Consider the following 12089-nt stretch of genomic DNA (forward strand, 5'->3'; position numbering starts at 1 on the left):
GTGCCGGCTACACGGGTTGGGCAATTATTCAAGGGTCGGGTACCATAAACTCTTCGAACGCCAACGGAGCTACTGTAACCTGGAACGCAACGGGTATCTCCACTATTGCCTATCGTACCAGTACGACTAATTATACCCTGAACGTCAATGTGGTTTCTTGCCGACCAAATGGCACGCCTACCACGTACTTAAGCGCAGGGGGCTATGATATTTGCCCAGGGACACAAGTATTCACGGCTAATACAACCACCGGGTGTTACCGCAATAGCTATACTTATAGCTCATCTAATAATCCCAGTGCACAGCCTTCGCCGGATATTTACTATCGGCTTACCCTCTCTCGGCCGAGCCAAGTGACCATTAGTACCTGCGGTTCCGATTTCGATACCTACCTCCATCTAGTATCTATTGCTACTAGCCAAACCTGGGATAATGACGACTCAGGCGGCCACCCGGCAGTTGGGTGCGGCGGCTACACCTCCTATTTGTCATCACTGCCCAAGAGCGACAATGCTACGCCTAGAAACACGCTGGCTAACGCTTTACCAGCAGTCTTACCCGCCGGCGACTATTTTATTATTGCCGAAGGCTACTCCACCAGCACTGGTAACCTGCGCCTTACTTTATCTGTCACGCCCCAATTCACGCCTACCATCACCTTCACGTCCAGTCCGCAGCTTCAACCAGGCAACGTACTCGAAATAATCAAGGGCAACTCCGCAACCTTGAACGTAACCGGTGATGTCGTTGGCAATTTCACCTGGGCCACCAGCGACGGGGTGCCCGCTGGCAGCGGCCCCAGCATTACGGTCGCTCCCGCCTACACGACTACGTACGTCGTAACCGGCACGGGCTGTAACAATAGCCTCGTAGGCACTGCCCAAGTAACCGTTCAGGTAGCGCTGACCAATCGCAATTATATCACGACCAATACGATACTAATACCAAACAAGCTGACTGTCACCGACATCAGCAGCATGGCTAACTTTGACGCTGCTACGGGCAGTGTAGCAACGGCCAATGCCGTCCGCCAGCAGCAGATTACGTATTTCGACGGGTTAGGTCGCCCCATGCAGCAGGTGCAGATTCAGGCGAGCACCACGAAGCAGGACATCGTAGCGCCCGTTGCTTATGATGCGCTGGGCCGCACGTCTACTTCCTACCTGCCCTATACAGGCAGCACCAACACTGGGGCCGGCACTAATGGTATTTACCAGGAGGACGCAATAGCCCAGCAGTCTGCGTTTTACCAGCGCGATACCCGATTAGGCACTTCTGAGCCCGACCGCGTTGCCAACGATGTCGCCCCGGTGGCAAAGACCGTTTACGAGGCCTCGCCGCTAAACCGGGTGCTGGAGCAAAGCGCGCCGGGTACCGCCTGGCAGCCGGGCACAAATCATACGGTAAAATCTCAGCAACGCGCAAATACCGACGCCGATGCGGTGCGGCAGTGGAACTATGACTTAGTTACCAAAACTTATTCCTCGCCTGGTATCTACGCGGTAGGGCAGCTTTTAGTAAAGGAAACCCTGGATGAGCAAAATCAGTTGGTAACCGAATATGTTGACAAGCAGGGCAAAACCGTGCTCAAGCGCGTTTCCCTTGCGGCTACGGTGTGCAAGCTAGTCTACGAGGGTAGTGGCTCCTTGCCATTGGCAGCCCCGGGTGGCGTATTAACTAGTATCCGTCGGGCCGTTTTTGGCCGGCTCCTCTCCGGTAGCACCTGTGCTGATGCCGTGTTCGAACCTAGCCAGAGTGCCAATGTAACGAGCTACGTTCAGGGGCTGGTTAACTTACCGAATGCTGCCATCTCCGTTCCTATCGATTATCAAAGACTAGGGCCTGACCCGTACTCAGGCTCGGGTAAATACTTGCAGGTAGAGGCTACTTACGCGCAAGCTGGTGCTGCGACCGACTTGCTAACCTATTACGTGTATGATGACCTGGATAACCTACGCTTGGTTATTCAACCCGAGGGCTATAACGAGCTGGCCGCTAGTGGCTCGTGGACTCGTACCGCCACCGACCCATTCATTCGCCGCTGGTGCTTTCAGTACGATTACGACGGGCGGCACCGCGTCATCAGCAAGCAGACGCCCGGTACCCTGCCTGTCTCCCTGGTCTACAACCAGCGCAACCAGGTCGTGCTTACCCAAGACGGCAACCAGAGCCAGCTGGCAACGCCCGAGTGGTCATTCACCAAGTATGATGGGCTAGGCCGTTCCCTCATGACGGGGGTAGTGGTAATACCGGGCGCCACCCAGGAATCACTGCAAACCACGCTTGATAATGAAACTGTATTGACCGAGGCGATAGACCCGTCTACTTCTGGTGTCGGGTACACACTTACGCAGGCTTATCCTCGTACGATGGGCACCGCGAACACGGCATTGAGCACGTATAATTTGCTATCCGTCACGTATTACGATAACTACAAAGCTCCTCTTCTAACTAATACCAAGCTTGCTTGCACACTCAGTGCCGACCGGTGGCAGGCTTCCGTACGAGGCTTAGTAACGGGCACGAGCGTGCGCATTATATTGCCCGATGGGACTAGCGGCGATTGGCTCACGACCGCCACGTACTACGATAAGGAGTACCGGCCGGTGCAAACCCAGGCCCAGAATCAGCTGGTGCCCAGTGCGCCCAGCCCCGGCGGGATAACCAGCCAAACTATGGCTTATGACTTTGCGGGCAAGCTACTCAACAGCAGTACGCAGGTGACGCAGTTTGCTACTGCGCTGCCGGGCTACACAGATACCAAGCGCTTCACCTATGATGCCGGCGGGCGGCCCGAAGCCACCTATCAAGTTACCGGTAATCAAACCGAGATTCTTTTAGCCAAGAACAGCTACAATGAAATCGGCCAGCTCATCGCCAAACGCCTGCACAGTACGGATGGCACGAAGTTTCTGCAAAAGGTAGACTACCGCTATAACATTCGCGGCTGGCTCACCAATATCAATGACCGCGACCTAACTAACGGCACTGCGGTCGAAGGCCAGCCAGCCGACCCCGACGGTGCCCAGGCCGACCCCGACCTCTTTGCCTTGGAGTTGCGCTACAACAACTTGTTGCAGGCCGGCGCGCTACCCCAGTATAACGGCAACATCGCGCAGGCCATGTGGCAAACGCGCAGTCCCAATCAGGGTAAGACGCAGAATAATCTGTTACGCGCCTATAACTATGGTTACGACCCGGCCAACCGACTTCTGGGTGCGCAATACACTACCCATACCGCTTCAGGATGGGATGCCACTAATCAGCCGGTTGATTTCAGCGTCTCAGGAATCGAGTACGATGGCAATGGCAATCTGCTCAAGATGACGCGGATGGGCACCACCAATGGCCGCGATGATACCCCTCAAAAAGGCAAGCTCGACCAGCTTACTTATTCCTACTCGAAAGTTGTCGCTGGGCAGACCATAATTAGCAACCAACTACTAGGCGTGGATGACGCCGCAACGCCTTATCAATCAACGCACGACTTCAAGGATAATGGCAGCACCTACAACCCAAGCGGTAATGCCGAATACGTCTACGACAACAACGGTAGCTTGCTAAAAGATGCCAATAAAGGCATCACCAGCATCAGCTACACGCGACTCAACCAACCGTCCATTATCACGTTTGCCTCTGGCAATACCATCCAGTATAGCTACACGGCCACGGGTACCAAGCTGCGTAAGGAAGTTTACACGGCGGGCCAGCTAAGCAAAACAACGGACTATGTAGGCCCGGCCGTATTTGAGTTTCTTACCCATCAGAACTCAGCCCCCGTGTTCGCGCAGACAGGCGAAGGCCGGGTGCTCTATTTGGCAACTAGTAATGGCTCCCTGCCCTGGAAGTACGAGTATCACCTCAAAGACCACTTGGGTAACCTGCGCTTCGCCTTCCGGGCCGACCAGGATGGGGGCACCGTTACGCAAGTAAAAGCCGGCATGGAGCCCGTCAATGCCACCCAAGAGGAGCGCCAGTTCACCCACGTGGCCGAAACCCGCCTGGCCGACCCCGACCACGCCCGTACCGGCGACTACGTGGCCCGCCTCAACGCCCGCACGGGCCGCCGCCAGGGCCCCAGCATCCGCCTGAAGGTAGCGGCCGGCGACAGCCTCCGCGCCGACGTCTACGCCCGCTACGACCGCGAAAGCGGCGCCGCTACCCTGCTCCAAAAAGGGGCCCTGGTTGTCGGCGGCACCACTATCAGCGTGCCCGGTCAGGCCGGCTCTGACCAGACCCAACCCCTCGCCACCCGGCGGCACTGGCTGCCCTTCGTGGGCGCCAGCCTGGCCATCGTGCCCCAGCTACTCAAAGTCAAACAGGCCGAGCTGCCTACCGCCTACCTGCGCTACGAACTCTTCAATAAGGACAGCCAGCTGGTGGCTACCCGCACCCAGGCCCTGCGGCGCACTACTAGCGACGAGTGGCAGCATCTGCAAGCCGGCACCAAGGCCGACAGCGCGGGCTTCGCGCACGTGAGCCTGGTCAACGAGAGCGGCACGGCCGCCTACTTCGATGACCTGGCCCTGGGCACGGTGGCGGCTACTCCTTACCAGGAAAACCACTACGACCCCTTCGGTCTTAACTTGGTCGGCATCGAGCAGGCCGACGTGCCCAATTCGGCTTTTCAGTACAATGGCAAGGAGAAGCAGGAGGACTTTGGCCTCAACTGGACGGATTATGGCGCGCGCATGTATGATGCTCAGCTTGGCCGGTGGAATACATTAGACAGATATGCCGAAAAGTATTATTCTTTATCTCCATATCATTATGCAGGAAACAATCCGATAAGTTTCATAGATGTAAATGGTGATTCACTCGTGTTTCATAGTGATGGAACAGGAAAAGATGCAGCCCTTAATGCAGTAGATGGGCTTATCAATGATGGCTTAGGCGGATTTTATACTGCAAAACGAAATGAAAGGGGTAGTGTTACACTGGCGTCAACTGGGCAGAAAGGCAAAATGTCGGATTCGCAAAAAGCTTTTTTTAATATAATTAATGGAATCATTAATCAAAAAGAAGACGTAAAGGTAGGCGTTTTTCTAAATGACGAAGATACGTTCATAGGTAACTTTAAGAACGAGGAAATAGACCCTTCGGATATGTCAAAAGCTTCTGGAAATGAAGTTGTCACACCACAAAGTTTATTGGCGCACGAATTACAAGAGCAAAAAGCTAAGCAAATAGATGGCAATGAATACAACTCTGCTCATAGGAAGGGGATAAATGCTGAGAATGGAGTTTCAGGATTTATTAGGCAAGACACTTTGCTTAACAGTACTATCGTTGAACTAGGCGGACTCTATAATGGAGCGGCAAGTATCCCCTATAGTAAAGGGAAGACTAATTATCTTTTAAATTTTTCAGTGAAGGATAATAATGTTGAATACATGAAAAGCAGTAAACAATCAAAAAAATAGATGTATGATACGTTTCTTAGTAATACTGCTCTCAATATCAACCCTTGCACATGGGCAACAAAGTAGAAAAAGGTTAATTCATGAATTTGAATATCATTTTAAGATATTAGATTCTCTGTCAATTATTTCAGAAAATGAAATAATTGAAAATTGCTTTTATTCTATCCGTTTTATGGAAAGTGCCACTGGAATAGAAGCAGCAACTGGTGGAAATTATGTTGGGAAGTTCGATTGCTATAAAAGCGATTTGTACAAATGGCATGAATGGTATAGAAGTATTTTTATTTATAAAAAAAGATACAAAAAAGTGTCCAAAAGTAATTATCACTAAATAAAAAATTACTTGTATATAAAAATATCCAATTAATAAATGTATTAATTTTGTGGAGACAATAGGCTTACTGGTAAATAGTGAGGTAAGGGTATAAGCCGCACACTTGAGAGATGGTGCTGCAAGGTTGGCTGGCCTACTTATTACAACCGCGCTGTGAGCAGACCTAGCCCCCATATTCGCGCAGGCAGCCGAAGACTTAGGTCCTCTACCTGCCGAATAACAATGTTCCGTTGCCCTGGAAGTACGAGTATCATCTTAAAGACCACTTGGGTAACCTGCGCTTCGCCTTCCGGGCCGACCAGGATGGGGGCACCGTTACGCAAGTAAAAGCCGGCATGGAGCCCGTCAATGCCACCCAAGAGGAGCGCCAGTTCACCCACGTGGCCGAAACCCGCCTGGCCGACCCCGACCACGCCCGTACCGGCGACTACGTGGCCCGCCTCAACGCCCGCACGGGCCGCCGCCAGGGCCCCAGCATCCGCCTGAAGGTAGCGGCCGGCGACAGCCTCCGCGCCGACGTCTACGCCCGCTACGACCGCGAAAGCGGCGCCGCTACCCTGCTCCAAAAAGGGGCCCTGGTTGTCGGCGGCACCACTATCAGCGTGCCCGGTCAGGCCGGCTCTGACCAGACCCAACCCCTCGCCACCCGGCGGCACTGGCTGCCCTTCGTGGGCGCCAGCCTGGCCATCGTGCCCCAGCTACTCAAAGTCAAACAGGCCGAGCTGCCTACCGCCTACCTGCGCTACGAACTCTTCAATAAGGACAGCCAGCTGGTGGCTACCCGCACCCAGGCCCTGCGGCGCACTACTAGCGACGAGTGGCAGCATCTGCAAGCCGGCACCAAGGCCGACAGCGCGGGCTTCGCGCACGTGAGCCTGGTCAACGAGAGCGGCACGGCCGCCTACTTCGATGACCTGGCCCTGGGCATAGTAGCGGCGACTCCTTACCAGGAAAACCACTATGACCCCTTCGGTCTTAACTTGGTCGGCATCGAGCAGGCCGACGTACCCAATTCGGCCTTTCAGTACAACGGCAAGGAAAAGCAGGAAGATTTTAATCTCAATTGGACCGATTATGGCGCGCGCATGTATGATGCCCAAGTAGGGCGCTGGAATAGCGTGGACCCATTAGCTGATAGGATGCGGCGGCATTCCCCTTACAATTACGCCTTTGACAATCCTATTCGGTTTGTTGACCCAGATGGAATGAGCCCCTGGCCTGGTATCACATTTGTCTTTGCACAAGGTGAAGCAGGTGCTGGTATGGGATATGCTTTAAATTATTCGCGGCAAGAAGGTATTGCTTACGATAAAGTCGGCAAGACCCACTTTTCAATGACTTCTACAAGTTATCTTACTAATCAAAATTTACAGGATGGAAGTAATAACCCCCAACTTGTCATAGGAGCTAGTGCTGGCTTGGCAGTAGGAGTTACACAAAATTGGACTCATAATACATTTGGTGAGTATATTGAAGATGCTTCTACTCATCAGTGGAGTTCACCTACTGGTGCCCCAAGTATGAAAGCAGAGCTTGGTGTAGGGGTTGCAGTAAGTCCTGATGATTTTTCATTAAGTTTTGGCCCTCAAATAGGAGCCAAGGCCAGTCGTCTTTCCACTGTAGTCGAACAATCAATATCATTGACAGATAAGCAAGCTAGCAGAGTCAGCAATGCCACTGATATAATAACTGAATCATGGGATGTGAGTAATCCTAGAGCTGTGCTTGGTAGAGACGGAACCCCTACTGGTTTTCGAGCCACTGTAGGAACACTAGACACCAAGGGCAGAAAAATTGATACGGGCATTTCAATATTTTCAACGATAGCTCAGGATAAAAATGGTTTAACCGTTCCATCTAATATCTGGCAATCAGCTGAATACATGAACGAAGACCAAAAATCCAGGAAATAGCTATGGGTAGAAAAGCAGTACTTTTCTTAGTTGCTACGGCAGCCTTGTTTGGAATAGGATTTTTTTTAATGTCAAAGCATCTTGAAAAATTTCATGACAGTATTAGGTCTCACCGAAAAATGTATTGTTATGACCTGTCTAGAGGTGCTCCTAGTGCGACACTTTATATAACAGATTTGAATGACTCTGCCGCCTACATTAAATATTATCATGCCATCGAAAATAGACAGAATCCTGCAATAGAATTTCCATTGAATGGCTTAACTTCTGATTCGCCAGTTTATGTCCAAAAGTACATTAATGCGGATTCTTCCTTAGCGGAGGTTGTAAGCTATTACCAAAGTCCGATAAAATCAAGACCATTTTATTTGAGGTGCTATGTTTACGGACCAACTCTTCATATTTCTCCTTTAGTACATAATCCTAAATAATTTATTATTTTCCTCAGATTGGCGCGAACTCAGTGCAGCATAAGTTGTGACTATTTTTGTCGTGTATACATGGTGTTTAACGAGTTGAGCCAGGTCATGTACAAGACTTTAGGTACAGACCGCCTCACCTAGAACGTAGACAACGTCTATGGTTGGTTCATCCGCCTCAACGACCCCATCTAGCCCACTACAGATGACCTTTTCTACTTTAAAAGCTTTTCCTAAAAGCAGGCCAGTTCACCCACGTGGCCGAAACGCGCCTCTCGTACCCTGACCACGCCCGCACCGGCGACTACGTGGACCGCCTCAACGCCTGCAAGGTCTGACGCCTCTTGTATTGTGGTTTACTCCATTAATAAGTACTAAAAAACAATTCTTCAGACCTTTGTAATTTATGCTTTTTAAATGCACTTCTGTTTCTTTAGCAGTTAGTCTCGTGCTAATTGCCACTTCTGCACAAGCTCAAGTTACATTCAGCGTCGGTCCACACGCAGGCCTCAACGTCTCAACGGTTCACTATACCGACCGCCCTACCACCACCACTACCTACCGCCCAGGCTTCGAGGCCGGCCTGACTGGTTCGCTTGGCTTCGGGCACTTGGCTCTGGAGCCCACCTTGGCGTATGCGCAGAAAGGCTACCATGCCCAGGATGAATTTAATACTGGCTCTACGCTCATTGCCAACTATGACGACTTCCGCCTCAACTACCTCACCCTGCCCGTTAATCTGGTTTATCGGCAGCAAGCCGATGGCCAAGGCTTCCAGCTGTTTGCCGGGCCCTATGTAGGAGCACTGCTAGGTGGCCACTTCTATGAAAGCAGCCGAGCCAACGGCAACCTGCTTGCGGAGGTGAGCGGCCAGATAACGGCCGAGAAATCTAGTTCCACTACTCCTAGCCGGCCTCAGCATCGCTGGGATGCCGGTTTGCAAGCCGGGATAGGGTATCGCTACAAAGAAGTAGTATTCCAAGCAGGCTACAGCCTGGGTTTGCGTAATGTGCAGGCAGAATCTGGCTTTGGTCCGATTGCCTTTGACTATACCCCGTATTACAACCGAGCTTTTCAAGCCTCACTTAGCTACTTGTTTAGCCTTAACTAGACAATAACAGGGGTCGCACGAGGTACTGTGATAAAAGGATTCGCTGGCGAGTAAAATTCTGTATTTTTAGCCTTCCTAAAGGAGAGCCTTCGGGTTCATCCTGTGTAGCCTCGGCCCGTTTACGTGGTTGGGGCTACTTCTTTTGCAGCCCAGTACGCTGGGTGGTAGTGTGGGTCATAGACACAATCGTTTTTCCAGAGCGAGTAGCAGAGCACGAGCAGTTTACGCATCATAGCAATTAGGCCTTCTTATAGCAACAAGGGGGTAAAGTTACTCTAAGCCATTTCGAGCGAGGTCCAAAAAGTCGTAACTTATTGACCCTGTAAGTTTTGCAGTATGCAGCTGGTGCGTGCGGCTAATAGTGGAGTGCCAGGGCAAGTCCTCGTCTACCTCGTAGCCTAGAAAGTAGAGAATATCGGCCTTGGTTAAAAGTTTGGTCCAAAAGTCGCATTTGACGCGGTAGGGGGCGCTTGCATAATTTTCGAGAGAGTGGAACCGTAGACCACGCTGGCTTCCTTCTACTCCCTAACCCCGCTTCTTCTGTTTTTTAAGGCGAGGCAGTGCTTCCATCCAGCGAATAGCTGCCTCGACGGGTTCGTTCGATTTTGCGAAGGCCGTGTTATGACCCAGGGCCGGAAATAACTGGTACTGATAGGGCTTGCCCTGAACTTTGAGCGTATCGAGGTGCTCCATTGATACGCGCACGGGCACCTGGATATCCTGGCCTCCAAACAGCCAAAGCCCCGGAATCGCGAGCGTGGCGAGCAGGGCGCCCGCATCGGTGTCGGCGAACTGGTACCGGTCGGAGTCGTGACGCAGGTGCTCGCGGGCTTCGGCCTCCGTGTGCGTATCCCAGAAACTGCGGTTTCCATTCGTAAAAAACTGAAACCGCAGTTGCTCGCGGGCCGTCACCACGGGGCCGCTAAACAACACCATAAAGCTCACGGCCGGATTCTTGGCGGCCGCCAGCGGAATAACCCAGCCCGCCTGGCTAAAGCCTACCAGGCCAACAGTCCGATGCCGGGCGGGCAACTGGGCCGCCAGCGTGCTGGCGGCGGCGCTGGCATCGACTGCCAGCAAGTCGAGGTTGGCAGCGTCCACGTTGTTGGTGCCGACTTCCGGTCCCACGTACAACCCGCCCGATTCCCCCACGCCGCGCTTGTCGTAGGTCAGCACCGCGATGCTGCGGCCGGCCAACCGCGTCGCCAGCTCCAGCAGCCGTTTCTCCTGCCCGGACCCGTGGACAAGCACGACCGCTGCCACCGGCTGCCGGGGGATTAGCATTGTGCCCGCTAGCGTGCTGCCCATACTGGTAAATTTGATGTCTTCGGTGCGAAACGCCGTTGATTGGGCCGCTACCGGCCGAACAGCGATAATGATAACTAGCCCCATAATTGCCAGCCACCGGCGGTCATAAAAGAGGAAGGTGAGGAGTGCGAAAAGGGGATTGGTCATTTTATGGCGGCAGAGAAAATAGTGAATTTTTAAGCCTGGTTACTGATACAAGTCCTATTTAGGGGCGGGTAGGGCCTTCAGGAGGTAGTAAGCGACGACCAAGCTCAGGCCGGCGAAAAAGAAGATGGTGGCCGGATACACGTAGCTTTGGTTGCCCACTAAGCTGGTCAGCCCGGCCCCCGCCGCAATGCCGGCCGCGATGCCCATGCCGAGCACCCCCAGTAGCAGCAGCAGGGGCAAGTAGCTCTTCGACTGTGCAAATGCGCTGGACGCCAGGCCCTTTTCTATCAAGGCCAAGCGCTCCCGGGACCGAGTCGTGAGGTAGTAGTAGGCGATGCCGAACCCAGACAAGGTGAACGTGATGGCAATTGGGATGGCCGCGGCCAAAGAATTTTCCATGAGAGAAAGGAGAAGTAGTTTGCCCTTAGACTACGGCGGGCCGCCCTTGGTCACATGGTGTGACCAAGGGCGGCCCGCCGTAGTCTAAGCCCGCACATGGATTTCTTTCACCCCTCCTCTGCGGAAGACCTACTGCTGCGCCAGGCGGGCCTGGGCCAGCCCCAGGCCTTGGCCCAGCTGGTGCGGCGCTACCAGGCGCTGGCCTACACCGTAGCCCTGCGCGTAGTGGGCAACCCGCAGGATGCCGAGGAGGTCGTGCAGGATGCCTTCCTTAAAGCGTTTGCGGCCCTGGCCCAGTTTCAGCGGGCGGCCAAGTTTTCGACCTGGCTCTACCGCATCGTCTACAACACGGCCCTTACCAAGAAGCGCAGCCGGCCCCTGCTCAGCGACCTGACGCCGACCCTCGAAGCGGCTGCCGAAGATGCCGCGACCGCCGATGGATGGGAAGCCGTGCGGCGGGCCGACCAGCAGAAGTACCTGGCGCTGGCGCTGGCCCGCCTGCCCCTGGAAGATGCCCTGGTGCTCACCCTGCACTACCTGGGTGAGCAAAGCATTGCCGAGATTTGCGTCATCTTGGGCAAGAAAACCTCGGCGATTAAAATGCAGTTACTCCGCAGCCGTAAGCAGCTCGAACGGGCGCTTACCCAGCTGCTACCCACCGAATTTCAGCACCTCCTATGAAACCGCGCCCCACCCCCCCCGAGCCAATAAAAGCGCTGTTGCAGGCGCATGGCCTGAGCCAGCCTTCCGCTGCCTTTTCCGCGTCGCTGACGCAACTCGTGGTGACCCGGTACGCATCCCCGCAAGCAGAGCCATTTCGGGCCGGGGCCTGGCTGGGTAAAGCCATTCTACTCGTGCTGGCCAGCCTGTTGGTGCTCGTCACCTGTGCGGTGCCGGTAGCCGTTTCCGCCGTCCTGGCCACCTCACTAGCCGCCTCGGTGCTGGGCATCGGGGGCATCATCTGGCTGCTGGAGCAACACCGCCAACACCTGCCTGAGGCAGGAATAGGGTGGTGAATCCGTTCATTCATGCCCC

At 53.6% G+C, this 12089-nt stretch carries 7 protein-coding genes; 5 read left to right on the plus strand and 2 right to left on the minus strand.

What is annotated here, in order from left to right; genetic code table 11:
* Positions 1-353 precede the first annotated feature (353 nt).
* The 3 genes from ACYVGC_RS17355 (at position 354) to ACYVGC_RS17365 (ending at position 9200) form a co-directional block, all read left to right on the plus strand.
* On the plus strand, positions 354-5423 hold the full coding sequence (locus ACYVGC_RS17355) for a DUF6443 domain-containing protein (protein ID WP_460585113.1): 5070 nt from the start codon (positions 354-356) through the stop codon (positions 5421-5423).
* 600 nt (positions 5424-6023) lie between these two features.
* Positions 6024-7670, plus strand: coding sequence for an RHS repeat-associated core domain-containing protein (locus ACYVGC_RS17360; RefSeq protein WP_460585114.1), 1647 nt, complete (start codon positions 6024-6026; stop codon positions 7668-7670).
* Between the two features lie 867 nt (positions 7671-8537).
* Positions 8538-9200 (plus strand): porin family protein, encoded by a 663-nt coding sequence (locus tag ACYVGC_RS17365; protein ID WP_460585115.1) that lies wholly within the window; start codon positions 8538-8540, stop codon positions 9198-9200.
* A 525-nt stretch (positions 9201-9725) separates the two neighbouring features.
* Here the strand turns inward: ACYVGC_RS17365 and ACYVGC_RS17370 are convergent.
* Together ACYVGC_RS17370 and ACYVGC_RS17375 are read right to left on the minus strand one after the other, a co-directional pair.
* A complete protein-coding gene (locus ACYVGC_RS17370) occupies positions 9726-10655 on the minus strand; it encodes an alpha/beta hydrolase family protein (protein ID WP_460585116.1) in 930 nt (309 codons plus the stop codon).
* A 54-nt stretch (positions 10656-10709) separates the two neighbouring features.
* Positions 10710-11054 (minus strand): DUF6249 domain-containing protein, encoded by a 345-nt coding sequence (locus tag ACYVGC_RS17375; RefSeq protein WP_460585117.1) that lies wholly within the window; start codon positions 11052-11054, stop codon positions 10710-10712.
* A 96-nt stretch (positions 11055-11150) separates the two neighbouring features.
* On the opposite strand from ACYVGC_RS17375, the gene ACYVGC_RS17380 reads away from it, so the two are divergent.
* Complete coding sequence (locus tag ACYVGC_RS17380; RefSeq protein ID WP_460585118.1) at positions 11151-11735, plus strand: RNA polymerase sigma factor; 585 nt, start codon at positions 11151-11153, stop codon at positions 11733-11735.
* Positions 11732-12070: a hypothetical protein gene (locus ACYVGC_RS17385; protein WP_460585119.1), complete on the plus strand. Its 339-nt coding sequence runs from the start codon at positions 11732-11734 to the stop codon at positions 12068-12070. Before ACYVGC_RS17380 ends, ACYVGC_RS17385 begins: the two co-directional genes overlap by 4 nt.
* The last annotated feature ends 19 nt before the right edge of the window (positions 12071-12089 follow it).

The sequence above is a fragment of the Hymenobacter arcticus genome (genome assembly GCF_054779975.1).